General features: G+C 66.0%; 26 protein-coding genes. 12 read left to right on the plus strand and 14 right to left on the minus strand.

Annotated features, from left to right (window positions below):
- Positions 1 to 554 precede the first annotated feature (554 nt).
- On the plus strand, positions 555 to 1,361 hold the full coding sequence (locus BAU07_RS02455; RefSeq protein WP_157121941.1) for an IclR family transcriptional regulator: 807 nt from the start codon (positions 555 to 557) through the stop codon (positions 1,359 to 1,361).
- Between the two features lies 1 nt (position 1,362).
- On the opposite strand, the gene BAU07_RS02460 is transcribed toward BAU07_RS02455, so the two are convergent.
- The 5 genes from BAU07_RS02460 to BAU07_RS02480 all read right to left on the minus strand — a co-directional run bounded on the left by BAU07_RS02460 (position 1,363) and on the right by BAU07_RS02480 (position 7,611).
- Positions 1,363 to 2,922, minus strand: coding sequence for an AMP-binding protein (locus BAU07_RS02460; protein ID WP_066653631.1), 1,560 nt, complete (start codon positions 2,920 to 2,922; stop codon positions 1,363 to 1,365).
- Positions 2,923 to 2,926: 4 nt separating this feature from the next.
- The gene (locus tag BAU07_RS02465; RefSeq protein WP_066653633.1) at positions 2,927 to 4,681 is read right to left on the minus strand and encodes an ABC transporter permease subunit; all 1,755 of its coding nucleotides are present in this window, start codon (positions 4,679 to 4,681) and stop codon (positions 2,927 to 2,929) included.
- A 14-nt stretch (positions 4,682 to 4,695) separates the two neighbouring features.
- Complete coding sequence (locus BAU07_RS02470) at positions 4,696 to 5,733, minus strand: ABC transporter ATP-binding protein (RefSeq protein ID WP_066653634.1); 1,038 nt, start codon at positions 5,731 to 5,733, stop codon at positions 4,696 to 4,698.
- A 35-nt stretch (positions 5,734 to 5,768) separates the two neighbouring features.
- Complete coding sequence (locus tag BAU07_RS02475) at positions 5,769 to 6,758, minus strand: ABC transporter substrate-binding protein (protein WP_232338308.1); 990 nt, start codon at positions 6,756 to 6,758, stop codon at positions 5,769 to 5,771.
- A gap of 91 nt (positions 6,759 to 6,849) precedes the next feature.
- Positions 6,850 to 7,611: an enoyl-CoA hydratase/isomerase family protein gene (locus BAU07_RS02480; RefSeq protein ID WP_066653638.1), complete on the minus strand. Its 762-nt coding sequence runs from the start codon at positions 7,609 to 7,611 to the stop codon at positions 6,850 to 6,852.
- Positions 7,612 to 7,786: 175 nt separating this feature from the next.
- Between BAU07_RS02480 and BAU07_RS02485 the strand changes: the two genes are divergently transcribed.
- Positions 7,787 to 8,383 carry a short chain dehydrogenase gene (locus BAU07_RS02485; protein ID WP_066653641.1) on the plus strand — a complete coding sequence of 199 codons (597 nt, stop codon included), beginning with the start codon at positions 7,787 to 7,789 and terminating at the stop codon, positions 8,381 to 8,383.
- Between the two features lie 139 nt (positions 8,384 to 8,522).
- Here the strand turns inward: BAU07_RS02485 and BAU07_RS02490 are convergent, their stop codons facing one another.
- Entirely contained in the window at positions 8,523 to 9,425 is a 903-nt protein-coding gene (locus BAU07_RS02490) for a LysR family transcriptional regulator (protein WP_066664608.1), read from the minus strand.
- Positions 9,426 to 9,582: 157 nt separating this feature from the next.
- Between BAU07_RS02490 and BAU07_RS02495 the strand changes: the two genes are divergently transcribed.
- On the plus strand, positions 9,583 to 10,518 hold the full coding sequence (locus BAU07_RS02495) for a hydroxymethylglutaryl-CoA lyase (RefSeq protein WP_066653644.1): 936 nt from the start codon (positions 9,583 to 9,585) through the stop codon (positions 10,516 to 10,518).
- Positions 10,519 to 10,573: 55 nt separating this feature from the next.
- Here BAU07_RS02495 and BAU07_RS02500 read toward each other — a convergent pair whose 3' ends face one another.
- Entirely contained in the window at positions 10,574 to 11,260 is a 687-nt protein-coding gene (locus BAU07_RS02500) for a GntR family transcriptional regulator (protein WP_084025161.1), read from the minus strand.
- 130 nt (positions 11,261 to 11,390) lie between these two features.
- On the opposite strand from BAU07_RS02500, the gene BAU07_RS02505 reads away from it, so the two are divergent.
- The 4 genes from BAU07_RS02505 (at position 11,391) to BAU07_RS02520 (ending at position 16,467) form a co-directional block, all read left to right on the plus strand.
- Complete coding sequence (locus BAU07_RS02505; RefSeq protein WP_066653659.1) at positions 11,391 to 12,377, plus strand: Bug family tripartite tricarboxylate transporter substrate binding protein; 987 nt, start codon at positions 11,391 to 11,393, stop codon at positions 12,375 to 12,377.
- 25 nt (positions 12,378 to 12,402) lie between these two features.
- Positions 12,403 to 13,203, plus strand: coding sequence for an enoyl-CoA hydratase/isomerase family protein (locus BAU07_RS02510; protein ID WP_066653665.1), 801 nt, complete (start codon positions 12,403 to 12,405; stop codon positions 13,201 to 13,203).
- A 28-nt stretch (positions 13,204 to 13,231) separates the two neighbouring features.
- The gene (locus BAU07_RS02515; RefSeq protein ID WP_066664617.1) at positions 13,232 to 14,467 is read left to right on the plus strand and encodes a CaiB/BaiF CoA transferase family protein; all 1,236 of its coding nucleotides are present in this window, start codon (positions 13,232 to 13,234) and stop codon (positions 14,465 to 14,467) included.
- 1,376 nt (positions 14,468 to 15,843) lie between these two features.
- A complete protein-coding gene (locus tag BAU07_RS02520; RefSeq protein ID WP_066653674.1) occupies positions 15,844 to 16,467 on the plus strand; it encodes a glutathione S-transferase family protein in 624 nt (207 codons plus the stop codon).
- A 141-nt stretch (positions 16,468 to 16,608) separates the two neighbouring features.
- Here BAU07_RS02520 and BAU07_RS02525 read toward each other — a convergent pair whose 3' ends face one another.
- Positions 16,609 to 17,403 (minus strand): hypothetical protein, encoded by a 795-nt coding sequence (locus BAU07_RS02525; protein ID WP_066653682.1) that lies wholly within the window; start codon positions 17,401 to 17,403, stop codon positions 16,609 to 16,611.
- 185 nt (positions 17,404 to 17,588) lie between these two features.
- Here BAU07_RS02525 and BAU07_RS02530 point away from each other — a divergent pair, with 185 nt between their 5' ends.
- Positions 17,589 to 18,032 (plus strand): GNAT family N-acetyltransferase, encoded by a 444-nt coding sequence (locus BAU07_RS02530; protein ID WP_066664618.1) that lies wholly within the window; start codon positions 17,589 to 17,591, stop codon positions 18,030 to 18,032.
- 46 nt (positions 18,033 to 18,078) lie between these two features.
- Here BAU07_RS02530 and BAU07_RS02535 read toward each other — a convergent pair whose 3' ends face one another.
- From BAU07_RS02535 to BAU07_RS02560, 6 genes are all read right to left on the minus strand, one after another.
- Positions 18,079 to 18,645, minus strand: a complete 567-nt coding sequence (locus BAU07_RS02535; RefSeq protein WP_066653689.1) for an SAM-dependent methyltransferase — start codon at positions 18,643 to 18,645, stop codon at positions 18,079 to 18,081.
- A 44-nt stretch (positions 18,646 to 18,689) separates the two neighbouring features.
- On the minus strand, positions 18,690 to 20,063 hold the full coding sequence (locus BAU07_RS02540; RefSeq protein ID WP_066653697.1) for an APC family permease: 1,374 nt from the start codon (positions 20,061 to 20,063) through the stop codon (positions 18,690 to 18,692).
- 230 nt (positions 20,064 to 20,293) lie between these two features.
- Positions 20,294 to 20,590 carry an antibiotic biosynthesis monooxygenase family protein gene (locus BAU07_RS02545; RefSeq protein WP_066653703.1) on the minus strand — a complete coding sequence of 99 codons (297 nt, stop codon included), beginning with the start codon at positions 20,588 to 20,590 and terminating at the stop codon, positions 20,294 to 20,296.
- Between the two features lie 16 nt (positions 20,591 to 20,606).
- Entirely contained in the window at positions 20,607 to 21,053 is a 447-nt protein-coding gene (locus tag BAU07_RS02550) for a cupin domain-containing protein (protein WP_066653710.1), read from the minus strand.
- Between the two features lie 31 nt (positions 21,054 to 21,084).
- Positions 21,085 to 22,461, minus strand: coding sequence for an NAD-dependent succinate-semialdehyde dehydrogenase (locus BAU07_RS02555; protein ID WP_066653712.1), 1,377 nt, complete (start codon positions 22,459 to 22,461; stop codon positions 21,085 to 21,087).
- Positions 22,462 to 22,497: 36 nt separating this feature from the next.
- On the minus strand, positions 22,498 to 23,451 hold the full coding sequence (locus tag BAU07_RS02560) for a Bug family tripartite tricarboxylate transporter substrate binding protein (RefSeq protein WP_066664625.1): 954 nt from the start codon (positions 23,449 to 23,451) through the stop codon (positions 22,498 to 22,500).
- Positions 23,452 to 23,645: 194 nt separating this feature from the next.
- Here BAU07_RS02560 and cynR point away from each other — a divergent pair, with 194 nt between their 5' ends.
- The 4 genes from cynR to BAU07_RS02580 all read left to right on the plus strand — a co-directional run bounded on the left by cynR (position 23,646) and on the right by BAU07_RS02580 (position 26,883).
- Entirely contained in the window at positions 23,646 to 24,632 is a 987-nt protein-coding gene (gene cynR / locus BAU07_RS02565; RefSeq protein ID WP_084025171.1) for a transcriptional regulator CynR, read from the plus strand.
- A gap of 80 nt (positions 24,633 to 24,712) precedes the next feature.
- Complete coding sequence (locus BAU07_RS02570) at positions 24,713 to 25,237, plus strand: META domain-containing protein (protein WP_066653714.1); 525 nt, start codon at positions 24,713 to 24,715, stop codon at positions 25,235 to 25,237.
- 56 nt (positions 25,238 to 25,293) lie between these two features.
- Positions 25,294 to 26,091 (plus strand): META and DUF4377 domain-containing protein, encoded by a 798-nt coding sequence (locus tag BAU07_RS02575; protein WP_066653722.1) that lies wholly within the window; start codon positions 25,294 to 25,296, stop codon positions 26,089 to 26,091.
- A 12-nt stretch (positions 26,092 to 26,103) separates the two neighbouring features.
- Positions 26,104 to 26,883, plus strand: coding sequence for a sulfurtransferase (locus tag BAU07_RS02580; RefSeq protein WP_066653730.1), 780 nt, complete (start codon positions 26,104 to 26,106; stop codon positions 26,881 to 26,883).
- Positions 26,884 to 26,886 lie beyond the last annotated feature (3 nt).

Raw genomic sequence — 26,886 nt, forward strand, 5'->3', positions numbered from 1 at the left:
CTAGCGCCAGGACGCGATTACGTCGACGCGGCGCTGCTTGTTCGCTGTCTATTCCCCGGTTCCCATCACGCATCGCGCTCTCTCCCCTGCCGTGGACATGCAACTATTTTGTAACAAAAGTGCGTAAAGTTACGTTTTCGGCGGGAAGTATGTCTTTATTCAACAGGAAATACGAGATTCGATTCCTCGTTTTGTATAAATGCAACGAGAAATTCAGAATATTTCGGCCACATTGCGATTTGTTGCGCTGCCTTGCGGGCTGGGCTGCTCTGCCTTGGTGTGACCAAATTGCGCCGGGAAGGTATCGGTGTACGGCACTATCGCAGGGCCACGGCGCTGTGCGCGAGGTCACGGCGAAAGGCAGGGAGATGGGGGAGGGCGAGACGGGCGCGGGGCGCGGGACAGCGGGTAGGCGCAATCGCTATAAAATAAACGTTCTTGATATGCAATAAGCCGCGCTGCGGCGATCACGAACAGTGGACAATCGTACGCGCAAACCGACGAAGAAAACGAAGGCGGACGGCGCCGGCCAGGCCGAAGTGCCGCAGGCACCGATGATGCGTTCGCAATCCGCCGCCAAGCCGGACATCGACCTGCCCGGCGCGGACTCGACGCTTTTCGTCAACTCCGTGGAAAAAGCCATGCGGGTCCTGACGGCCTTCGACGACAAGCATGCGCGCCTGTCGCTGTCGCAGATCGCCAGCCTGACCGACCTGGACCTGAGCGCGGCGCAGCGCTTTACGTACACACTGACCGTCCTGCGGTACCTGGTCAAGGATCCCTTCACCAAAACCTATAGCCTTTCCCCCCGGCTGCTGGATTTCGCCTTCCACTACCTGGCCTCCAACGAGCTGGTGAGCCGCGCGGCGCCCTATCTGCGCCAGCTCAGCCAGGAAACCGAGGAGACCGCGAATATCACCGTGCTGGATGGCACGGATATCGTATTCACCCTGCGCATCGTCAGCCCGCACGTGCTGAACCCGAACGTGATTACCGGTAGCCGCCTGCCGGCGTATTGCACGGCGCCGGGCCTGGCCATCATGTCGCGCCTGCCGGAAGAGGAAGTGCATGGCATCCTCGACAACTCGGAACTGATCGAGCATACGCCGCAGACCGTCGCCGACCGGCCAGGCATCCTGGAACGGCTGGCGCTGTTCCGCAAGCGTGGCTATTCCCATACCAAGGGCGAGTACTACATCGGCGATATCTCGACCGCAGCCCCCATCGTCGACGCCCGGGGCTACCCGGTGGCCGCCGTCAATGTCGCCGTGTCGCGCACGCGCTGGCGTGGCGCGAAGGACGAGCAGCGCATTTCCAACCTGGTCATCGCCGCGGCGGGCGCCATCTCCAGCCAGTTCTGATTCATCCTTGCCCGGGCTCCCCCGCGTGCCGGTCCCAGGCATGAGCCAGGGTCTTCGGCAGCAGGTGCTTGCGTATGCGTTCGCTCGGTGTCAGCGCGAAGCTGTCCACGGCGGCGTAATAGCGCGGCCACTGGTATGACGCCAGGCGTTCTCCCAGCCAGTGGGATAGGGCGATAAAAGGCTGGGCGCGGTCGGGCTGCCACTGTATGTACAGCAGGATGTCCTGTTCGCCGATATCCGAGGCCACGCCGACCGCGGCCGCGGCGGCGACGTCCGGGTGCGCCAGCGCCACGCGCTCGATCTCCCAGGCCGAGACGTTTTCCCCGCGGATCCGCATGCTGTCGGTACGCCGGCCCACGAAGTACAGGTAGCCATCCGCGTCGGACCTGGCGATGTCTCCCGTATACAGCTTGCCGCCGCGCAAGGCCTGGGCGCTGGCTTCGGGGTTGTCCAGGTAACCGGAAAAGAAGGTGCCAGGAACCGCCGAAGACACCACCACCTGGCCCAATTCGCCTGCCGGCACCGGTCTGTCCGCATCGTCCAGCAGCTCCACCGTCAGCCAGGGCAGGGCCTTGCCTATCGAGCCGGGGCGGTCATCCGTATTGACCGTGGCAAAGCTGGAGCCCTCCGTCATGCCATAACACTCGCGCAACGCGATGCCCAGGCGTTCGCGCACCGCCTCCCAGTTCTGCCGCGACACGCCGGCGCCCCAACCCAGCCTCAGGGTATGGGACCGGCTTGCTGCTGGCGTGCGCATCAGGATATCCAGGACGCCGCCCAGATAGTGCAATTGCGTGCAGCGGCCCTGCGCCACCTGGTCCCAGAAGCGGCTGGCGGAAAAGCGCGGTACCGAAAACAGCGTTGCGTTCGCCAGGAAGGGCACCAGCAGCATCTGCGCGCCGCCGATGTGGCACAGCGGCTCCCACAGGAACAGGCGGTCCCCGTCGCGCACGTCCGCGACGATCAGCACCGACTCGGCGGCGATGCGCATCATGCGATGCGTGAACAGCACGCCCTTGGGGGCGCCCGTGGTGCCTGATGTATAGATGATGCACAGCACGTCGTGCGGCTGCAGGGGCGGGCAGGCCAGGACGTCGGCGTCGCCGGCCGCGGGCGCCGCGCCCATGAAGGCGTCGGTCTCCAGCCGTGCGAACGGTGCATCGCCGTGCGCGATGTCCGCTTCGGCGGCATAGGGCTTGCCCACGATGAACAGGCGCGGCCGGCAGTGGTGCAGCAGGTATTCGATGCCGGGCGCTTTCAGGCGCGTGTTGACCGGAACCCACACCGCGCCCATCAGGATCAGGGCATAGATCAGCGCGACATGGTCGGCGGTGTTGTCCAGCATGACGGCGACGCGGTCCCCGCCTCGGATGCCGAGCGCGCCCAGCCCGGCTTGCAACTCGATGACACGCCGGCGCAGGCGTCGCGCGGACCAGTCTTCGCCTGCGAAAGAGAAGACCCGCCGTGACGGATCGCCGTCCAGGCCGCGTCGCAGCAGCGGGACCACATCGAGATCGTCGTCCTCGGCCCTGGATGGAAAATATCGGGTATAGGGATGCATGCGCTTATTGCCCACGATCGCGTCGGGTAAGGGAGAGCAGCAACACGAACACCGTGATGGCCGCCACGAGAACAAAGGACACGGCGGCGAGCGTGGGATTGGCGGCCAGCAGCATGTCGTCCCACATCTGCTTGGGCAGCGTGGTCTTCAGGCCGCCGCTGACGAAGATCGCGATGGTCAGCTCATCGAAGGAAACCAGGAAGGCGAACAGGAAGGACGCGATCAGCGACGGCTTGAGCAGCGGCAGCATCACCGTGGTCAGGCGTTTCATGGGTGGGGCGCCCAGGGTGTAGGCAGCGTCGATCAGGCGCCAGTCGAAGTTTTTCAGCGCGGCGGCCATGGTGACGACGACATACGGGATGGCCAGCACCATATGGCCGATCACGAGGCCGGCGTCCGTGCCGGCCAGGCCTATGCGGGAAAACAGGTAGAACAGTCCCACTGCGGTGACGATACGCGGCACGATGAGCGGCGCGATGAGGAAGGCGAAGGTTGCCTTGGCCATGGACGGCGACAGGCGTACCAGCGCCAGGGCCGCGCCGAAGCCCAGCACCACCGCCCCGATGGCCGTCAGTGTCGCGACCCCCAGCGACCGCAACAGGGCGGCGCGCCAGATGGGCGAGGAAAAGAAACCTTCCAGCCATCGCAGGCTGAAGCCCTGCGGCGGGAAGGCCAGGAACGAGGAATCGGTGAAGGCGATGGGCAGGATCACCGCGACGGGCAGCAGCAACACCAGCATGACGCACCAGGCGTAGGCCCGCAGCCCGGGAAATCGGCGCAGGTCCGGGCCGCCCGGCGCCTGGGCCGGGCGGGCGGGGCGCAGGCGTCCGATGGCGCGGGCGGAGCGGTCCGCCCAGCGTCCCGCCAGCACCAGGATCTTGATGAAGCCCGATGTGCCGGGCGGTCGCGGCGTGTCGCCGCCGCCCAATGTGGAAAGCCCCACCAGCCTGTCGTACAGAAGGAACACGGCGATCGCGCAGACCAGCAGCACCACCGAGAGCGCGCCGGCGAAATGCACATTGAACAGTTCCAGTATCGCGGAGATCACCAACTGCGCGATCATGGTTTGCGCGGGCGTGCCCAGCAGCGCAGGCACAATGAAAAAGCCCAGGCTGGTAATGAATACCAGCAGGCCGGCGGCCGCGACGCCCGGCATCGACAGGGGCAGGTAGATCGTGAAAAAGGACTCGATGCGCGACGCCCCCAGTGTTTCCGCCGCCAGCGTCAGCGGCTTGCCGATGCCCTGCATGATGGGCAGCATGGTCATCACCGCCAGCGGCAGCATGCCGTGGATCATGCCGGCCAGCACCGCGCCCATGGACGGCGCCAGCGCGGGCGGGGCCGGGTTCAATCCGGACCACGCCAGGAAGGTGCCCAGTACCCCGGTTCGAGACAGCAACAGGATCCACGCGAAGGTTTTGACGAGGTAGCTGGTCCAGAAGGGGATCAGCAGCCAGACCAGCCAGCGGCCACGGCTGCGGTCCGGCAGGCGGCTCAGGAAGTAGGCGACGGGGTAGCCGATCGCGACGCTGCCCACCGCCGTGAGCAGCGAGATCAGGAACGTCATGCCGAGCACGCGGGTGTACACGGCATTGCCCGCCAGCCGCTCGAACTGCTCCATGCCGATCCGGCCGTCCGGGCCGTATATGGAATTGAACAGGATCTCTGCGACCGGGACGCAGAAGAACAACGCCAGGAAGACCAGCGCCGGGAATGCACTGGCGGTGCCAACGATACGGGAACGCGAGGCGACGGCCATTTCCTGTCCAGGCCCTAGCGCTGCAGGAGCACGGCCTGGTCCGCGCTCCACGTAATGCCGGCGGCGTCCCCGGGCCGAGGGGCCGCATGCCGGGCGCTGCGCACTACGAACTCCAGGCCGCGGCCGGAATCGATCAGCACGCGCACATCGGCGCCGGTGAACACCACTTGCGAAACGGTACCCTCGACCAGCGCTTGCTCGCGCGCGCAAAGCTGTGCCGTTTCGGGACGCACGAGCAGGGCGGCGGTGCCGTCGCCGGCTGGCGCATCGGCGGGCAGGGGCAGCGTCTTGTCCTTCCACACCAGCGCACCGTCGGCCAGGCGGCCTTCCAGGATATTGGAGTGGCCCAGGAAGTCGGCCGCGAAGCGGGAGACGGGACGGTCGTACAGTTCGAGCGGCGTGCCGATCTGTTCGATCCTGGCGCGGTTCATCAGGCAGATGCGGTCCGACATGGTCAGCGCTTCCTCCTGGTCGTGCGTGACATAGATGAAGGTGGCCTTCAGTTCCTTGTGCAGCCTGCGGATCTCCAGCTGCATGTGCTCGCGCAGTTTCTTGTCCAACGCCCCCAGGGGTTCGTCCAGCAGCACGACCGAGGGCCGGTACACGAAGCACCGCGCCAGCGCCACGCGCTGCTGCTGGCCGCCGGATAATTCATGCGGATAGCGCGCGCCGTACTCCTGCATCTGCACCATGGCGAGGACCTCGGCCACGTCGCGGGCGATCTGCTTTTCCGCGATGCGGCGCATCCGCAGGGGATAGGCCACGTTTTCCGTGACGCTCAGGTGGGGAAACAGCGCATAGCTCTGGAACACCAGGCCGATGCCGCGTTCGCCGGCCGGCATATGGGTGGCGTCCACGCCGTCGATGTACAGGCGGCCCTCGCTGGGCGTGACCAGGCCCGATATCATCTGCAGCAAGGTCGTCTTGCCCGAGCCCGACGGCCCCAGCAAGGTCAGGAATTCACCGCTTTCGACCTGCAGGTCCGTAGGTGCAAGCGCCAGGACATCGCCATAGCGCTTGCACAGGCCATGCGTTCGCAGCTTCACCGTCATGGTCGGTCTTTCCGTGTGAAAGGTGCGAACAGGCCTCAGCCGATGATCCAGGCGTTGAAGCGTTCCGTGACGGCCTGGCGGTTGTCCTGCCACCATTTCGGATCGGGCAAGCGCATGTGCTTCAGGTTCTCCTTCGCGGTGGGCAGCAGGGCGGCGCGCGCGGCGTCGATGTATTCGTAAGCGCGCAGATTCGTCGGGCCGTAGGCGAGGTCCGCCGTGAACGCCGCCTGGCGCCTGGCATCGCCGCAGAAGCGCACGAAGGCCTTGGCTTCCTCCGCCCGCGGCGTGCCCTTGGGCACGCCCCAGCCTTCGATGGAATACAGGCCCTGGTTCCACACGATGCGAACCGGCGCCTTGCCGTCGATCGCCGCCTGGGCGCGGCCGTTCCACAAGGACAGCATGTCGACTTCGCCGGATTGGATCAGTTGCATGGACTGCGCGCCGCCGGTCCACCATACCGAGATGTGCTTGCGGATCTTGTCCAGGCTGCGGAACGCGCGGTCCACGTCCAGCGGGTAGAGCTGGTCGATCGATACCCCATCGGCCATCAGCGCCTGCTCCAGGGTATCGAGGGGATTGCGGCGCAAGGAGCGTGGGCCGGGAAAGCGCTTGACGTCCCAGAAGTCGGCCCAGCTTTCCGGATGTTCCTTGGGCAGCTTGTCGGTGCGATAGGCCAGCACGGTGGAATAGACGTCGACACCCAGCCAGTTGGGCGTCAACGCTTCGGGCATGAGCCCGGGAAAGTCCTCGTGCTTGAGGCCGAGCGGTTCCAGCAGGCCGCGCTGTTCCAGGATAGGGATGTCCGCCGACAGCGTCAGCGTGGTCACGTCCCAGATGTAGTTGCGCGTCTGCACCATGGCGGTGAACTGCGCCACCGGCTGCGACTCGCGGGCGACGCTGACCACCTTGATGCCGCTTTCCTTTTCGAAGGGGTCGTAGAAGGCCTTGCGGTAGGCCGTGGTGTACGGCCCGCCGGGGTCGGACACCACGATCTGCCTGCTGGCGGCCAGGGCCGGCAAAGGCATGGCGAGGCTGGCGATGCCGCCGCCCACGGCCTTGACGAAGCTGCGGCGTTTGACGTGTATGCCACTCATGGTGATCCTCCTCGTGGGGGGCCTATTTGGCGCGCTTGCGGAAGAACGCCTCCATCATGCGCGCCGGCTCACCCGACGCGTACGATTCCGCCTGGATACGGATGCCGGCCTCGATGGCGTCGCGAAAGCCCGGCTCGGTGATTTCCTTGAACCGCTGCTTGTCCAGCCGCAGCGCCACGGGCGGCTTGGCGGCGAGTTCGCGCGCGATCTCCATGGCTTTGGGCATGACCTCGCCGGCCGGGACGACGTGGTGCAGCAGTCCCACGCGGCGGCACTCGTCGGCATCCATCAGCCGTCCGGTCAAGGTCAATTCGATGGTGCGCGACAAGCCCAGCATTTCGCGCATGATCCACGGCCCCGTGACGCTGGCGATGCCGGAATTGATCTCCGGCTGCCCCATGCGCACGCCCGGGTGGCCCACCCGGATGTCACCCAGCAGGGCCACCTGGAATGCCGAGCCGGCGGCGGTGCCGTTCAACGCCATGATCAGCGGCTTGGACAGGCCGCGCAGGGCGTCGTAATAGCTTTCCCACTCGCGCATCCATGCCTCGGAGCGCGCGACATCGAAGTGCTTGGCTTCTTCCAGGTCCTGGCCCGCGCAGAAGGCGCGGTCGCCGGCTCCCGTCATGATGATGGCCGCGATATCGGGGTCGCCGTCGTACGCCTGCAAGGCGGCGACGATTTCCTCGCGCATCCGCGTGTTCCAGGCATTGAGTTTTTCCGGACGGTTCAGGGTAATGATGCCGACCTTGTCCTGCACCGCTGTAAGGATGAATTGGGTCATGGCGCGTCTCGACTTATTGCTATGCACTAAGGTCTATCGGAGACTGATATGAGCACATAGTAGCGACGGGCCTGGGGCGTTGCATTGGTATTTACCCGCGGCGATGGAATGCGGAGAGCGCTGCGCCAGCTCTCCCTACCTATACTGGCTGTCCCTTTTCCTTGCGGAGACCCTCATGAAAGTACTCGTCGTCGGCGCCACCGGCTTCATAGGACGCGCCGTGATGCAGGAGCTGGCAAACGATCACGAACTCGTGGAGGCAAGCCGATCCAGCACCACATACCCCGTCGATATCGAGGACGAGGCCAGCGTGAAGTCGCTTTTCGAGCGCACCGGCCAGGTCGATGCCGTCGTCTCGGTCACCGGCCATGTCCATTTCGGTCCGCTGTCCGATATGACGGCGGAACAGTTCAATGTAGGTTTGCAAGGCAAGCTGCTGGGCCAGGTGCGGCTTGCGCTGGTCGGCCAGCATTATCTGCGCGCGGGTGGATCGATCACGTTGACGACTGGCATCCTTACCGAAGCCGCCATCCGCAACGGTTCGAACGCCATGTCGGTGAACGCCGCGCTGGAGGGCTTCGCCCGCGCCGCGGCCTTCGAGCTGAAGGACCGGCGCATCAACGTGGTGAGCCCCGGTTTGCTGACGGAAGCCAGGGATGCCTATGGCGGCGCCTTTCCGGGCTTCGAGACCGTGCCGGGCAGCCGTGTAGCCCTGGCGTACCGGCGCAGTATCGAAGGGATCGAGTCGGGACAGGTGTATCGCGTCTGGTAAGCCGGGCGGGCTCCGCCGGACCCGGCGTGCAGGGGCGCGGGGGGCAGCGCGTCAGGCAGGATGTGCGTGCCAACGCGCGGCGGCGGGTAGTCGTCGCCGCGCGGCCTTATGCATCGGCAGCCCGGCCGCCGTGCCAGCCTCAACGTCCCGGCGCCGGCTGTACGCCCATCAGATGGTGGACGAACAGCTTGGCGGCCGTGGGCAAGGCATCGAAGCCGCGTACGCAGATCTGCAGTTCGCGTTCGGCCCAGGGCTCGTCGATCGGCAGGATGCCGATATTGAAAATGCGCGCGTACAGCGTCGCGATCTCGACGGGCAACGCACCGAGGCCCAGGCCGGCGTCGACCATGAAGCACAGGGTGTCGAATCCGGTCACCTGGACCCTGACCCGCAGCGAGCGGTCCAGCCGCGCGGCGGCATTGGCGACGATCTGGTTGATCGCGCTGCCCGTGTGCAACCCGATGAAGTCGTACTCCAGTGCGTCGGCAAAGCGGAACTCCGGTTGACCTAGCAGCGGGTGGCCCGCCGGGGCGATCAACGCCAGTTTGTCGCGGCGGTAGGGCAGCACTTCGACTTCGCGTCCCGGCGGCATGCCGGAGAAAATCCCCACGTCGGCGGCGTTTTCATGCACCGCCTTCAGGATGGCGGGGCTGATTTTCTCTTCTAGGTGCAGCTGGATGTTGGGATAAGCGCTGGCGAAGGACTTGATGTCCTGCGGCAGGAACTGGGTCAGGGCGGAAATATTGGCGTAGACGCGGATAAAGCCGCGTGCCCCGCTGGCGTATTCGCCCATGGACACGGCGATGTCGTCCAGTTCGCGCAGGGCCCGGCGCGCCATCGCGGCCAAGGCCATGCCGGCGCCCGTCGGCTGGATCCCTTTGTTGGTGCGCACCAGCAACTGGGTCTTCAACTGCTCTTCCAGCTCGCTCATGCGCTTGCTGACCGCCGCGGCGGCGATATGCTCGCGCTCGGCAGCGCCCGCGATCGTTCTTTCCTCGATCACGCTGATGAACAGGCGCAGCGATGTGGGGTCCAGGCGCATGCGCGCAGTATACGGCGGGACGGGGCTGGCCGTCGGCCGGCGCGAGGTCGCGCGCCGTGTTGCCATCGCGTGGCGCGATGGCGCCATCATCAATCGTCGATTCTGCGGCGGGGCGTGCGTTGCTAGACTGCGGTGAAACTGCCCAGGAGGATGACATATGGACACCCCGCAACCCGGCAAGGCCCGGCTGCACATCCAGGAAGTCGCGCCGCGCGACGGCTTCCAGAACGAGCAGCAATTCGTCGACACCCAGGACAAGATTCGCTTCATCGACGCGTTGTCGGCGTGCGGGTTCGCCAAGATCGAGGCGACTTCCTTCACCTCCCCGAAAGCCATTCCGGCGCTGCGCGACGCCGAGATCGTGATGCACGAGATCACACGCCGGCCCGGCGTGGTCTACACCGCCCTGGTGCCCAATGTGCGCGGCGCCGAGCGCGCGCTGTCCTGCAAGGTCGACGAGGTGAACCTCGTCATGTCGGTAAGCGAAACCCACAACCGGGCCAACCTGCGGATGTCGCGCGACCAGTCGTTCGCGCAACTGGCCGACGTGATCGACGCGGTGCGCGGCAGCCATGTGGCGGTCAATGTTTCGCTATCGACGGTGTTCGGCTGCCCCATGGAGGGCGACATCGATCCCTACGAGGTCTACGAGTTGATGGACCGCTTCGCCCAGCGCGGGGTGGACGGCATCACCCTGTGCGACACGACCGGCATGGCGTATCCCAGCCAGGTGGAAGAAATGGCGCGCCGCGCAAGGGAAATGTTCAAGACGCTGGAGCTGACCCTGCATTTCCACAACACGCGCGGTATGGCGCTGGCCAATACGATGGCGGCGCTGGACGCCGGCATCGACCGTTTCGACGCCTCGCTGGGCGGCATCGGCGGCTGCCCCTATGCGCCGGGCGCCAGCGGCAATGTATGCACCGAAGAACTGGTGCACATGCTGCAACTGGACGGCTATGACACGGGCGTCGACCTGGCCGGCATCCTGGAAGTATCGGCAACCTTGCCGGCGCTGATCGGCCACGACGTGCCGAGCCAGATACTGAAGGCCGGAACGCGTTCGCGCCGGCATCCCGCGCCCTGCGCCTGAGGGTTGTGGGTCAGGGCGGCGGCTCGGGGCAGAGCCGCCAGGCGGACCGCCGGCCTTACTGCCGCAGGTGGTATGCCTTCTTGCCGCGGAGGTGTTCGCGGATCAGCTTTTCCGCGCGTTCGCCGTCCCGGACGAGCAAGGCCTGGACGAAGCCTTCGTGGTCGGAGACCCCCGAAGCCCATTCGTCCGGATCCAGGTTCGACTTGTAGCGCAGCGCCTGTACTTGCAGGTTCAGGCGATCGTAGCTCGCGACCAGCGCCGGGTTGTGCGCGGCCCGGCTGATGGCGATATGCGTGCCCATGCTGGCCTCGAAGTAAGCCCCGATATTGCGCGACTCGTAGCCGTCCAGCATGCGCCGATGCAATTGCGCGATGTGCGCCAGTTCGGCGTCGCTCGCGCGCTGCGCGGCCTGGCGTATCGCCAGGCCCTCCAGCACGCTCAGTACGTCGAAGATGTTCTCGATATCCTCGTGCGACAGCTCGATGACCATGGCGCCGCGCTTGGGCTGGATGCTGAGCAGGCCGTCCGAGGCGAGGATACGGTAGGCCTCCCGCAAGGGCGTGCGGGACACCTTCAGCATGTCGCACAGATCCCGTTCGTTCAGCCAAGTGCCGGGCCGCAGCGTCCCGTCGACGATGAGCTGCCTCAACCGGTCCGCCACCACCGCGGGCAGCGTGGGGTGGTGGATGGCCAGGCCCTCCGCAGGAAAGGCGATCGCGAGCGCGGAATCAGGGTTTGCCATAGGTGTACGTCGCAAGGTTTGGCGATAGTCTGGTGTCTGGTATACCAAATATCAAATTCCAATGGATACCAGGTCTGCCCGAATCATAGACCAAGCCGTTACGGGCGGCGCCCATCAAAGGAGACAACTCGTGTTGAGACAAGCGCTTTTTGTGCTGGCCAGCGTGTTCGCGGTGGCACAGGGCGGCACGGCCGCCGCGGAGTATCCCGACAAGCCGATACGCCTGATCGTGGGCTTCGTGCCCGGAGGCGGGACAGACGTATCCGCCCGTATCGTGGCCCAAAAGCTATCCACCATCCTGAAACAGCAGATCGTCATCGAGAACAAGCCGGGGGCGTCGGGCCTGATCGCTGCGGACATGGTGTCCAAGGCAGAGCCGGACGGATACACCCTGCTGCTGGCCAATATGCAGTCCAGCGTCGCCGCGCCCTACGTGCTGCCGACCACCTTCGATCCCATCAAGGACTTCACGCCCGTGCGCTACATCGGCACGGTGCCCAATGTGCTGGTCATCAATCCCACCCGCCATGACTACAAGACCGTACAGGACCTGATCAAGGCAGCCCGCGCCAAGCCGGGCAGCCTGACCTACGCGTCCTCCGGCATGGGCAGCCCCCAGCACCTGACGGCGGCGCGGTTCTCGCAGATCGAGAAGGTGGAGATGGTCCATGTGCCGTACAAGGGCAGCGGCCAGGCGGTGGCGGACCTGCTGGGCGGGCAGGTCGACCTCAATTTCGACACGCTGCCCGGCGTCATTGGGCAGATCCAGGCAGGCAAGCTGCGTCCGCTGGCGGTGACCAGCGCCGAACGCAGTCCACGCCTGCCGGATGTGCCGACGCTGGCGGAGGCCGGCGTGAAAGGGGTGGACGTCGTGCAGTGGTACGCCGTGCTGGCGCCGGGCAAGTTGCCCGCTCCCATCCTGGATCGCCTGGATCAGGCCCTGGCGCAGACGCTCAAGGATCCGGAGGTGCGCGCCAAGCTGGCCGACCAGGGCATGGATGTCGGCGGCGGCCCCGACACGCCGGCCGCCTTTCGCACCTACGTCGAGGACGAGTGGGCCAAGTACGGCACGCTGACCCGCAGCCTGGGCATGACCAAGGCCCAGGCCAAGCAATGAACCGGTTCATCCTAGGAAGCACAACATGACAGAGAACGCCACGTCGGCCGACACGCCCATCCTGACCGAGCGCGATGGTCCTATCGTTACGGTGACGCTCAACCGCCCGGAGAAGCTGAATGCCTTGACGGTGGACGCGTGGCGGCTGCTGGGCGACACCTTCCTGGCGTTGTCCGCGGATGACGATGTGCGTTGCGTGGTGCTGCGCGGCGCGGGGGAGAAGTCGTTCTCTCCCGGCAACGATATCTCGGAGTTCGAGACCTCCCGCTCGAATACGGTGCAGGCCCGAACCTATGGGGCCATCATGCGGCGCACGATCGAAGCGGTCGGGCAATGCCGCCATCCCGTCGTCGCGCAGATCCATGGCATCTGCGTCGGCGGCGGCATGGAGATCGCCAGCCTGGCCGATGTGCGCATTTGCGGGACCGGATCGCGCTTCGGCGTGCCGATCAAGAATCTGGGCCTGGTGATGTCCTATTCCGAGCTGTCGCCGCTGGTGCGGCTGGTCGGGCCGGATGTGGCGTTGGGCATCCTGCTGGAAGGCACGATCTTCGGGGCGGACGAAGCCTTGCGTCTGGGGGTGGTGACGCGTGTGGTGCCCGATGACCAGGTTGCCGCCGAGGCCATGGCGACGGCGCGGCGCATTGCGGCAGGCGCGCCCCTGGTGGCGCGCTGGCACAAGAAGTTCGTGCGCCGGATCATCAACGGGGCGCCGCTGACCGACGCCGAGCGCGACGAGGCCTTCGATTGCTTCGACACCGAGGATTTCCGTACCGGGTACCGCGCATTCCTGGCCAAGCAGACGCCGCAATTCAATGGCCGTTGAAGCCGCACGCGAACAGGCAGGAGCCTTCATGGAAGAACAGAACCTACCGGCGCAACGCGGCGGCGCGCTCGCGGGCATGCGGGTGATCGAGTTGTCGCAGATCATGGCCGGACCAACCTGCGGGATGATGCTGGCGGACCTGGGCGCGGACGTCATCAAGGTGGAAAAGCTCGATGGCGGCGACGACGCGCGCCAGTATCGCGATCCAGAGGTGAACGGCGTTTCGATGCCGTTCCTCATGCTGAATCGCAACAAGCGTGCGATCGCGCTCGACCTGAAGCACCCGGATGGCAAGGCGGTGTTGCTGCGCATGCTGCGCGACGCGGACGTGATCACCGAGAACTTCCGCAAGGGGACCATGGAGAAGCTGGGCCTGGGCTACGAAGACCTGCGGCGCGAGAACCCCGGGCTGATCTATTGCAGCGTGTCGGGGTATGGAAGCACCGGACCCTACGCGGACAAGGGCGGGTTCGACCTGATAGCACAGGGGTTCTCGGGCTTGATGGCGATTACCGGCGAGCCTGGCGGCCCGCCGCTGCGGACGGGCAATTCGGTGGCCGACATCAACGCGGGCCTGCTCGCGGCGTTCGGGGTGCTGGCGGCTTACCAGCACAAGCAGCGCACCGGGGAAGGCCAGCGCGTGGAGACGTCGCTGCTGGAGGCGAGCCTGCAGCAGTTGTACTGGCACGCGGCAATCTATTTCGGATCGGGCGTGTCGCCGGGTCCCAGCGGCTCGGCCCATGTGCTGACCGCACCCTACCAGGCATTCCCGACCGCGACATCGTGGATCATCATCGGCGGCGCGAACGAGAAGAACTGGACACGCATCGCGCAGGTGCTGGGCCAGCCGCAGTGGATCGATGACCCGCGCTACCAGCGCAATGCCGACCGGATGCGCAATCGCGACGAACTGACCGTGGCAATATCGGCGATCCTGCGCGAGCGTCCGGCCGACGCATGGCTGGCGGAGTTCGACCGCGCGGGCGTGCCGGCCGGGCCGGTGCATTCGATTGGCGAGGCGCTGTCGCATCCACAGACGCTGGCGCGGGAAATGGTGGTGGCACAACAGCATCCGCAGGCGGGGGAAATTCGCACCGTTGGCATGCCCGTCAAATTCTCGGCGACGCCGGCACACTACCATCGCGCCGCGCCCCGCCTGGGCGAGGACACGCGAGCGATCCTCGAAGAGTATGGCTACGACGGCGCGCAGATCCAGGCGCTATTGGACAAGGGCGTAGTGAGGGAAGTCGCGGAGGTCGGGTAGGCGATGTTGTTTGCTGCTATCTGAATTGGGGTGTTCGTTGCTGGTATTCGGGATTGGTTTTCTTGTCCCGTCCGGCGGGGCAGTCGCCTGCCGGTGCCGGCCCGGTCGGGCGCTGCGGCGCGCGGGCGCCGCAGGCCACTTCGCTCGCCTCGTCCGCCGGCCGTTCGATGGCGGGTTTCTTTTTGGCGGGGTGCCGGCTCGGCTACCTTCGGCATCCGCTCGTTCGCCCTCTACGGGCCGGCACCGGCAGGCGACTGCCCCGCCGGACTGCGGCGCCTTCCATCCACGGCCGCTGCGACGGTCTGGGTTCTTGCCGCTGCGTTGCGCAGCCTGGGGTGGTGGAAGAGATGAGCGCGCCCGCCGAAGTGCGGCCCGCGGGGTCCGCACTTCGGCATACATGCTTCGACGTGCGGCGGGTGCTGGTCATGCGACGCGCCTGCCGAACATGCAGCCGGCCTTGTAACGCGGCGGATGCTTGATGCAGGGGTGCTTGTATTGCGCTGGGGCTGGCACTGCGTCAAGTGCTTGCAACGGATCAAGCGCTTGCAATGCAGCAGGTGGTGGCGATCCGCCGACCCGAGCGCTGGCGGTCGCATGTAGGGTCGCGCTTGCGCCAGGCGGCCATGGTCGCCGCGCACCGGCTCGTCTGCGAGCTCGGGCCTGGGCCATCGAACCGGCCGCCAACGTGCGATTCTCCTATCAGGTCGCAAGCCTAAACGCGTAAGCAAAGTAGCGGACCCCGCGGGCCGCGACTTTGGCGCAATGCAGATCTTCACCACCCCCCACTTCCCATCGAAGCGGCAAACCCCCTTCAAGCCGATGCAACCGCACCGACAACGCCATCACCCGCCGCAAACCCAACCCGCGTAAGCGACCGCGCGGCCCGCTGGGGGCCGTGCGGTCGCGGGCACTGCAACCTCTTCCTCTACCCCCCGCCGTTGATCGAAGCCAGAAGAACACCGACGGTCGCGGCAACCTTGGATTACAAGACGCTGGAGTTCGGCGAGGGAGGCGCCTGCCGGCGCCGGCCCGTCGAGGGCGAGCAAGCTGGCGCGAAGGGAGGCGTGCCGCCCGGATCTAAAGAAGAACACCATCGTGCAGCGGCCGCCGGACGAGCGAGCGTAGCGGTGTCCGGCGCCCGGGCGCCGGACCGACCGACCGGGCCGGCGCCGGCAGGCGCCTCCCTCGCCGAACGGCCTTAAAAACCCAATCCAACCCAACCCACCCAAACCCCCCCCGACCCAATATTCAGATTAAGATTCAACGGCCCTATACCCGGCGTATGGTGCGGATTGGGCAGATTGTGATCGTTGCGATCACCCGTACCCGCGTCCGCGCGGGCATGACGCCGGCTTTCTATCGAGCACCCGTCCTCCATGAAGCTCTACTACTCGCCTGGCTCCTGCGCGCTGGCCGTGCAAATTGCCCTCGAAGAAACCGGCGCGGATTACGACGCCCAGCGCATCGACTTCGATCGACAGGAACAGCGCTCGCCGGAATACCTGCGCCTCAATCCCCTCGGCCGCGTTCCGGTGCTGGAAACGCCGCGCGGCGTGCTCACCGAAGTGCCGGCTATCCTGGCCTACATCGCCGCTACGTTCCCCGAAGCGGCATTGGCCCCGGCCGATGCGTTCGACCATGCGCGCATGCAATCCTTCAATGCTTTCCTGTCCTCCAGCGTCCACGTCACTTATGCTCACTACACGCGGCCCTACCGCTGGTCGGACGACGACGCCTGCCGCGCCAGCATGAAAAGCAAGGCGGTCGATACCTTCGCCGAACAGATGGGCATGATCGACGCGCAGCGCCTCGCCGGACCTTGGGTCATGGGCGAGCAGTACACGGTCGCCGATCCCTATCTGTATGTCATTGCGCGCTGGTTCGCCAAGCTGCAACCCGGCATGGCCGGCCTTGCCCGCGTGGCCGAGCACCACGAGCGTGTGCAGGCACGCCCCGCGGTGTTACGCGCGCTGCAGAAGCAAGGGCTGGCGCCGGCCTGACGCACACGGCGCGGGCCGGCATCGGTGCGTTTCCTGGTACCTGAAGGGCACCCGGGACAAGCCACGGCGGTCGTGCGACAGCCGGACCTCCGCATGGCGCATGAAACCGCGCATGCGTCTCGCGGTCTGCGGCGCAGTCTCCTAATGCAGGTTGAATACCCAGCAGCGCAGGCTCTTGTGCGCGATGCGGCTGTTCACGACCCGCACGCCCAGGAAATAGGGCTGGCGGCTTTTCTTGAGTTCGGTGCGCAACTCGCGCGTCAAGGCGATGGGCTCCTTGCCGTCGTCGAGCACGCTGGCCAAATGCCGGAAGTTCAACGCCAGCAGCCGGTCGGAGCGACGCGCATGGTTGATGTCGGCGCCGTTCACCAGGCGGGCGAACACGGCGTTCCAGAACCGCTCCAGCAACGGCGATGTCGTGGCGCGCGGCATGATGGGAAACTGGCACAGCTCGCTCAGTTGCGCGCGCAGGATTTCCTGCTCGATGGCCGTTGCGCCATGCTGCAAGGCATCCGACAAACCTGCAATCTGTGACTGCAGACGGCGGAACTGGCGTTTCAGCGTGGCCGCGTCAGGGGCGGACTGGCACTTGCCCGACAGCGCGACCCAGTGGTCCAGCAAACTTGCGAAGCCCTCTTGCTGCAGGATGGCCACGCGGTGCCGCAGGGCGACATCGTCATGCGTTTGCGCGAGGCGTTCGAACCACAGCGTCAGGCCGCCTACGGGCAACGCCTGCATTGCGGCCGCGCCGGGCTGGAAGGATATCGTCTTGATGAGGTCGCGCAGATCCAGGTCATTGCCGAGCCTGCCAAGTTCTGCCCAGGTATCCAGTTTCATCGCCTCGCAAAGCGGCGGCAGCGGCACAAGCACGGTGCGTCCATCATGCGAGCAGGGAATGTGCAGATCGGCGAACGGGGTTTCGATGAGTTCGGGCATGAGACGCTCCTCCTCCGTAAAGTCGCCTCTGGGACGACAATGGAATACCCGTGCCGCGTTACCTGATTGTCCTGCGGGACCATCCGCGGCCGGGCTAGGCATATCCTAGATAGACCGCTATCCATGGATGCTTTACGTTTCGGTGGAAGCGTTTTGAAATATAGGTTGGATCAAAATTGAAACCGGTGCCCGATTCCCCCGTACTGTCTTTCCGGCCCGCGACGCCGGCCGATGTCCCGGCATTGCTGGCCTTGCGCCAGGCGACGATGACACCGCACCTTGAACGCGCCGGCGCGCCCAGCGACGAAGCCGCCAACCTGGCGCGCGTGAATTACCGCCTGGAGGACGCGCTGTTGGTGTACGAGGGAGACGACCTGGTGGGCCTGTTCAAGGTTGCGCGCGGCGGCGCCCATTGGAAACTGGTGCAGGTACAGATCGCGCCGCATCGCCAGGGCGAGGGGCTGGGTGGGCGGCTGGTGCGTGGCCTGCAGGCGCAGGCGGCCGAGGCGGGCTGCGCCATCGAACTGGATGTGCTGAAGGGCAACCCCGCGCGCCGTTTGTATGAACGATGTGGCTTTGTCGTCGTGGGCGAGGACCCCCTGGAACTGCGCATGCGTTGGACACCATAGTGTCCAACGGGCCGGCGCGTCGACCGGCCGCCCCCGCTGCCGCCGCTCACTGCTGCTTGGGTACCGTCCAGAAGTAAACCATGCGGCCATCGACGTTCAGCGTCTGATCGGGTTTCCAGTCGCCCATGTCGAAGGCGTGCGACACGATGCGTGTGCCGGGCTTGAGCTTGAGCAAGGTCGGCCGCAGCTTCACGTTCAGGGACGGCAGCAGGTACAGGCTGATGACCGTCGCCTTCGACAGGTCCTGCTGGAACAGGTCGCCCTGGATGAACTTGACCTTGTCCGTCACGCCGGCGCTCTTGGCATTGGCGTTGGCCTCCTGGATGCGTTGCGGGTCGATGTCGATGCCCACGCCCTGCGTGCCGAAGCGCTTGGCGGCGGTAACCGGGATACGCCCGTCCCCCGATCCCAGGTCGTAAAGCACGTCCTGGGGACCGACGTTGGCGATTTTCAGCATGGCGTCGACGACGGGCTGCGGGGTCGGAACGAAGATCACATCGGGTGTGCGCGGCTTGGCGGCGGTGTCGGCCGATTGTGCCGACACGGCGCCCGCACCTGCCATCAATGCAACGCCCAGCAATGCCTTCGCCCATGAATACCGGAGTGTGGTCATGTTGCAGCTCCCTGAAGATCTGTGGATGAACAGCGGGTGGAACTTCAGCTGGCCGGCGTCGCCGGGCGCCTGCGCAGCAGAAGCACGATGGCCCCCACGGCCAGTACCGTCAGGCCGGTCAGCGCGCCCACGCCGGTGTGCCGCACGCTGGCATAGAACAGGTACGCGCTGGTGCCGCAGAACAGCAGGGGCGTGAGCGGATAGAAAGGAACGCTGAACGGCCGCGGCCGCGTGGGCTCGCGATGACGCAGCACGAACAGCGCGGCGCCGCTCAGGACGAAGAACAGCCAGAACACGGGCGCCGTGTATTCCACCATGGTGGCGAAGCCGCTGCGGGTTGCGGCGCCGAGTCCCACCAGCGCCAGGGCGATGCCGCCCTGGACCAGCAGGGCGTTGGTGGGCGTGTGGTGGCGCGTATCCCAGCGGCCGAGCAAGGCGAACATCGGCTCGTCCCGACCGAACGCATACGTCGTGCGGGCGCCCGTCAGGATGGTGGCATTGGCGGAGGTCAGCGCGGAAATCGCGATCAGCACGCTGATCAGCTGTGCGCCGGTTTCGCCCAGCACGGCTCGCAAGGCATCGGCCGCGACGGCATCGGACGCCGCCATGCCGGCCACGCCCAGCACCTTGGCATAGGCGAGGTTGACCAGCAGGTACACCACCGTGACCAAGGCCAGGCTCCACAGCAGCGCCCGCGGCAGGTTACGGCCGGGCCCCACGACCTCCGCCGACACGTAGGCGGCTTCGTTCCAGCCGCCATAGGTCAGCATGACGAAGATGAGCACCAGGCCCCAGTTGGTCGCGGTCGGCAGGGTGGCGGGCGTGACGGCGCCGCCCGTCCCCTGTCCGCTCAGCGCGAGGCCGGCGATGATGATGAACAGCACGCCGCCCACCTCCAGGATGGTGAGCAGGTTCTGTGTCCACTTGCCGGCGCGCAGACCGATGACATTGAGGAGCGTCAGCGCCACCACGGTGATCGCCGCGTAGATCGCGGCGGAATACGGGCCCAGGTTGTAGACCTGGGTGGCGTAGTCGCCGAACACATAGCCCAGCAGGGCGATGGAGCCGGTGGGAATGACGGTCAGCCGTGCCCAGGCGAACAGGAACGCGATCTTCTCGCCGAAGGCCTTGCGCAGGTAGTGGTAGTCGCCGCCGGCATCGGGGTGCGAGGTGGCCAGTTCGGCGTAGCACATCGCGCCGGCCAGCGAGATCACTCCACCGACCAGCCACGCCGTCAGGATATGGCCGAGGCTGGCGGCGTTGGCCGCGATGAGGGCGGGTGCGCTGAAGATCCCCGCGCCGATGACGATGCCGACGACCAGCGCCATGACGTCCAGCGTGGACAGCAACGGCGATGGACGGGCCAGGGTGGATGCTGCGGGGACGGCTGCCGGGAGGGGGGAGGACGCGTCGCGCACGGGTAGGTTTCCATGGCCGTGGGAATAACTGGCAAGGTCCGTGGATGACGACGCCTTACCTCGCACATCGGGGAGGATCGTATCACCGGGCGTGTTTCGTTTAAGCTTTTAGTCAGAAACAAATCGTTAGTCCGTTCGTCGCAGAACGTTTCCGGCCTTCCAATGAAAAACGCCATGGCGGCGCCATGGCGTTATGGGTATCGCGGCGGTAACGGCGGCGCCGGCCTTGCCTAGCCGAGATCCACCAACCGGGTATGTTCGACGGCCGGCGGCCCCGCGAAATACGGACTGACGAGCTCGCGCCAGGTGGCGAAGTCGGCCGAGCCACGGAAATCCACCGTGTGGTTTTCCAAGGTGGCCCATTCGACGAAAAGGCGATAGCGGTTGGGGGATTCCACCGAACGTTGCAGCGAGACGCCGTGACAGCCCTTGGCTCGCAGGAACAGTGGCTTGGCCTGCCGCACCCCATCCTCGAACTGTGCGTGGGTCCCTTCCTTGATTTCGATCTGGGCGATCTCCAGAAACATCGTCGCTCCTTGCGGCTCAGCGCTTGATATGTTCCAGCGCGACCGGATTGGTCACGCCGCTTTCCGTCAGCGTGCGCGTCGCATGGATGGACGCATAGATCCACAGGATCTTCATCGGCTGGGTGTCGGACATATTACGGAAGCGGTGCGGGACATTGGGTGGAATCCACGTCGTGTCCAGGGGCTTGAGCCGATGCGATTCGCCATTGATGTCGAGGATGGCGTCGCCTTCGAGCAGCATGACGCTTTCTTCGCAATTGTGGCTGTGAAACGGAATGGCGACGCCCGCCGCGAATTCCGTGATGCCGTTGATGAAGGCGGTGGCGCCCGCGCCGGCGGTCACAAGCGGGATGGTGCGTGCACCGCCGCCGCGCTCGTAGGCCTGCAGTTCGGAGGGGCGGAAGATGCCCGGCTGGGGCGCGTCGCTGCCGCCGGCTCCCTGGCTTGCGTTGGATGTGGTCATGATGAACTCCTGCTGTGTGGCCGATGCGCGGCTACGCCTGGCGCGCCGGGCCGGTCCATACCGATTTGATGTTGGTGAATTCCTTCAGGCCGTAGCTGCCGAGCTCGCGTCCGTATCCCGATTGCTTGACGCCGCCGAAGGGCAGGCGCGGATCGGAAGCCACGGTGCCGTTGATGAAGACGGCGCCCGCTTCCAATTCACGGGCATAGGCGTCGGCGCGGGTCAGGTCGCCGGTCCACAGCGCGGCGCCCAGGCCGAACACGGTATCGTTGGCGATACGTATGGCCTCGTCGGCATCCTTGCAGCGGATGATGGCGGCGGCCGGGCCGAATGTTTCATCGCGGCCGGCCGGCATGTCGGGAGTGACGTGGTCCAGCACGGTGGGTGCGTAGAAGTAGCCTTTGCCGGTGCGCGGCGCGCCACCCGCCAGGAGCCGCGCACCCGCGGCGACCGAATCGCGCACCTGCTTGTCCAGGTCCACGCGCAGGTTGTCGCGCGCCATCGGTCCCACGTCGACGCTGGCGTCGCGGGGATCGCCCACGTTCAGCGCACGGGTGTGCGCCAGGAAGGCTTCGACGAAGGCGTCCGCCACGGGCGCTTCCACGATGAAGCGCTTGGCCGAAATGCAGCTCTGGCCGGCGTTATGGAAGCGCGCCTTGACAGCGGTGCGCGCGGCCAGGTCGATGTCGGCATCGGCGAGCACGACGAAGGGATCCGAGCCGCCCAGCTCCAGCACCTGTTTCTTCAAGGCCGCGCCCGCCTGGGACGCGATGGTCCGGCCCACGGGCGTCGAGCCGGTGAACGTCACCGCCGCGATACGGTCGTCGGCGATCAGTCGCTCCACCCGGGACGAATTCACCAGCAGGGTGGCGAACAGTCCCTGCGGCGCGTCGGCGCGGTCGAAGACCTTGGCCAGGGCCAGGGCGCATTGGGGCACGTTGTTGGCGTGCTTCAGCACCGCCGTGTTGCCGGCGAGGATGGCCGGCGCGGCAAAGCGCATGACCTGCCAGAAGGGATAGTTCCACGGCATGACCGCCAGCACCGTTCCCAGGGGGTCGAACACCACCTTGCTATGGGTGGCGTTGCTGGCGACGACTTCGGGCGCCAGCAGGCGTTCGGCCTCGTTGGCGTAGAAATCGCAGTTGATCGCGCACTTTTCCACCTCGGCAATGGCCTCGGTAATGGGCTTGCCCATTTCGGCGGTGATCAGCGCCGCATACTCGGCCTTGTCGGCGCGCAGTGCGCCGGCAAGGCGGCGCAGCACGTCCTGGCGCTGCGCCAGGGTCGTGCGGCGCCAGTCTCGCTGCGCCGCACGGGCACGCGTCAGCGTGGCGTCGATGGCGGCATCGTCGTGCTCGTCGAAGGTGGCGAGCCGGGTTTCGTCGAACGGATTGATGGAATGAATCATGGATGGCTTCTGAACCTGCTTGGGACGGACGGGCGCTTACTCGGCCTGGATGTTGTTGTCGCGGATCAGCTTGCCGTATGCGGCGTAGCTTTCCTTGGTGCGCGTGGCCAGTTCTTCCGGCGAAGAGCCGACCGGACGGGCGCCCTGGGCGGCCAGCTTGGCCTGGACCTCGGGATTCTGCAGCACTTGCTTGATGGTGGCGTTCAGCTTTGCGATGACGGCCGGCGGCGTCTTGGAAGGCGCCACGACGACGAACCATGACGAGAAGATGAAACCCGGCGAGCCGGACTCGCCGATGGTGGGCACGCCCGGCATTTCGGCGATGGGCTGGTCCGACGCCACGCCCAGCAACGTAAGCCGCTTGCTGTCCACCAGGCCCTTGACGGTGGCCAGGGCCTGGAAAGCCACCTTGGCTTCACCGCTGGCCACGCCCACCGCGGCGGGCGACGCGCCCTTGTATGGCACATGGACCATGTCCAGCTTATTCTTGAAAGCAAACAAGGCCATGGCGATATGCTGCGGACTGCCGATGCCGCCCGAGGCATATTCGATGCGGCCCGGCGCGGCCTTGGCTGCGGCAATCAGGTCGCCCGCGTTCTTGTAGGGCAGGCCCGGCGTGGCTACCAGGCCCCAGTCCAGCGTGGACACCAGCGACACCGGGGCGAAGCTGGTCAGCGGATCCCAGGGCGTCTTGGTGAGGTTCGGCACCATGGTGAGGATGCTGTCATTGAACGCGCCGATGGTGTAGCCGTCCGGATTGGCGGTCGCCACGCGGTTAGCGCCGATGGCGCCGGCCGCACCGGGAATGTTCTCGACCACGATGGACTGGCCCAGCAGCTTGCCCATTTCCTGGGCCACCAGGCGCGCCGTATTGTCGACCGCGCTGGCCGCGGCCAGAGGAATGATCATCGTGATGCTGCGGTCCGGATACTCGGCATGCGCCGGCAGCATCGCGCCGGCCGTCAGGGCTACCACCGCGGCCATGCTCATGGCCAGCCGACATTTCTTCCAAGCCTGCACAGCACTCTCCTCAATGTGGTTTTGCTTATCTCGCGGCGGACACTCTAGGGATACCCCCTGGGCCTGTCCAATGCCGAATTTCTATTCCTTGCATCGAATCCGGCCATAATTGGTTACGCTTACGTCCTGTCCGCCAAGCCGGACGCCACCGGGCCGTTGCCGCCATGAACAACAAATCCGGAATCAAGCTGCGCCAGCTGGAGTATTTTCTTGCCGTTGCAGAAACACTGCATTTCTCCAAGGCCGCGGAGAAGCTGTTCGTCACGCAGCCTACGCTGTCGCACCAGCTCGCGGAACTGGAAACCCATCTCGGCAAGGCCCTGTTCGACCGCTCGGGCAAGCGCATCCGCCTGACCCAGGTAGGCCAGGTTTTCCATGCCTATGCCAGGCGCAGCCTGGACGAACTGGCGGCCGGCTACACCGCGCTGGAAGAACTGGACGGGCTGCAGCGCGGACATGTGAATATCGGCGTGAGCCAGTCCTTCGTGCGCAAGCTGCTGCCGCCCATCGTCGCCGAATTCATGCGGTCCTATCCGGCGGTGCGGCTTACCGTGAAGGAAATGATGGCCCCCATGATCGAGCAGCAGCTCGCGAGCGGGGAGCTGCATCTCGGGATCGCCTTCGTGCCCGCGCGCCTGGAGGATACGGCCGTGGAGCCGCTGTTCAAGGAAAGGCTCATGCTGGTCGTCGGCGCTGGCCATCGGCTGGCGGCACGCAAGCGGGTGCGCCTGGCCGACCTCGCCAGCGAGCCGCTGGTGCTCATGACGCGCGACTATTACACGCGCGCGCTGATCGAACAGTATTTCGACCAGCGCGGCCTGGCGCCCGATATCGTCTGCGAAACCAACGCCATCAGCCTGATGATGGAACTGGCCGCTCAGTCCCAGTTGGCCACCTTGCTGCCGGAAAGCACCATCGACCCGTCCGCCCCGGTGGCGGTGATACCCGTCTACGAGCCGGTGCCCTTGCGCGTGACCGCCTTGCTGTGGTCCAAGCGCCACCACCGTACGGTCGCCGGCGATACCTTTGCGCGACTGTTGCGCGACCGCCTGCAACCGGTCGGCGCCGCCCTGCGCCAGCGCACCGCCCGGGGGGACACACCGGCCGACACCCCTCCCGCGGCCTGTGGCCAGCGGCCCGTTACGCAATGAAGCATCGTCGGGACGAGCGCCAGGCCGTCCCTCGTAAAATAGACGCTTTGCCCAGACGGGGCTGATCCAGGAGAAACCCGATGCCGCTTCTTTCCTTGTCTCGCTGCATGGCGCTGGCGATTGCCGCGGCCGCATTGGCCGGATGCTCGACGACCACGGGACAGGCGCAGGCGCACGGCCCCGGCGCGGTTCAGGCCGCGACCACATCGGATTCCCTGGCGCAGACGCAATGGCGCCTGGTGCAATGGACGTCCAGGGACGGCAGCCCCCGCACGATTCCGGCTGGCCAGAGCCAGCCCATGAGCCTGACCTTCCTGGCCCAGGGACGCGACTATCGCGTGTCCGGCTATGGCGGCTGCAATGAGTTTTCCGGTACCTACCGGCTGCAGGCCGGCAAGTTGTTCATCACCGTGCCGTCGTCCAGCCGCGTGTCCTGCCCGACGCCGGAACTGGATGCGGCCGAGCGTGCGTACTTGTCCTCGCTGGGCCATATCGTCAGTTTCACCCTGGACAGTGGCGGCGCGCCGCGCCAGATGGGCCTGAACGTGCAAAATGGCGACATCCTGACCTTCAAGCGCGGCGCCGACGTGCCGACCAACCGCTGAGGTCGACCCCGCGCCGGCCCGGCTCGCCCGACCGGTGATGTTCCTGGAGCCTTATCATGCCGTTCCCCGCCCCAACCCGCCGCGTCGCCGGCGCCTTGCTCGTGGCCGCCGCATTGACGGCGTGTTCCACGCCCCGGCAGACCGAGCTGGCCCAGGCACGCTACCAGCCCGCCTATGCATCCGATTTCCTGGCCCAGACGAGCTGGGTGCTGGCGCGCTGGACCCGCGTGGGCGGTACCCTGCGTCCGGTGCCGCACGACGAGACGCGCGACAGGCCCATTACCATCAGCTTTACGCATGAAGGTCCCGCGCTGCGCGTGACCGGTTTTTCCGGCTGCAACAACTACGCCAGCAACTACACCGTCGCGAATGGCAATCTCATCGTGACGGCCGCGCCGGTTTCCACGCGCATGGCGTGTTATCCGGCTGATCGTGCGCCGCTGGAGCGTGACTTCCTGTCCGCCCTGACCCGCATCCGCGCGACGGCCGTCGATAACACCGGCAACCCGCGGCGCTTGACGCTCTCGCTCGATGACGGCGATATCCTGGATTTCGCGCGTCGCGTCGACCCGGTCGCGGGCGGCGAACGCGGCGTGACCAAGCTGGTCTATGTCAATGCGCAGCAGGTGCCGTGCGGCGCCACGGCCATGCGTCCCATGTGCCTGCAGGTGCGCGACAGCGATAACCAACCCTGGCAGGTGTGGGCGGGCGACATCCTGGGCTTCCAGTATCGTCCCGGCATCGTTTACCGGCTGCGTATCGTCGAAACGCCGTTGGCGGACCCCCAGCCCGGCATGCCGCCGGTCAAGTGGGTGCTCGACACGGTGGTGGAACAACGCGTCGTCGGCCATTGACCTTTTTGATTCATGTCTGCTGTCACCAATATCGCGGCCTATAAGTTCGTTTCCCTGGACGATCCCGGCGCACTGCGCTCAAGTATCCTGGAGCGCGCCCGCGCCGAAGGGCTCAAGGGCACCGTGCTGCTCGCCACCGAAGGCATCAACCTTTTCCTGGCGGGGGCACGGGCCGGCGCCGATGCCTTCCTGGCGTGGCTGCGCGCGGACGCGCGCTTCGCCGACCTTGACGTGAAGTTCAGCTATTCGGCGGACGTGCCCTTCCGCAAGCTGCTGGTCAAGGTCAAGCGCGAAATCATCCGTATGGATCATCCGGCTATCCGTCCGGAAGCGGGGCGGGCGCCCAGCGTCGATCCGGCCACCTTGGCGCGCTGGCTGGGGCAGGGCCACGACGACGGCGGACGCCCCATTGTCATGCTGGACACCCGCAACGATTTCGAGGTGGACGCCGGTACCTTCGCGGGTGCCCTGGACTGGCGGCTGCCGCGCTTCAGCCGCTTTCCCGCGGCCTTGCAGGCCCACCGCGCCGAGCTGGAAGGCAAGACCGTGGTCAGCTTCTGCACCGGGGGTATCCGTTGCGAGAAAGCAGCCTTGTATATGGCCGAAGCGGGCCTGCAGAATGTCTACCAGCTCGAGGGCGGCATCCTGAAGTACTTCGAGCAGGCCGGCGGCGCGCACTTCAACGGCCGGTGCTTCGTCTTCGACGGCCGCGAGGTGCTGGGGCCCGACCTGGCGCCGGCGTTGCAGGAACCGACGGGCCCGGCCGCTGCGCCGTCGGCGCCCAACTACTGAGGA

The sequence above is a fragment of the Bordetella flabilis genome, from assembly GCF_001676725.1.
GTDB lineage: Bacteria > Pseudomonadota > Gammaproteobacteria > Burkholderiales > Burkholderiaceae_B > Bordetella_C > Bordetella_C flabilis.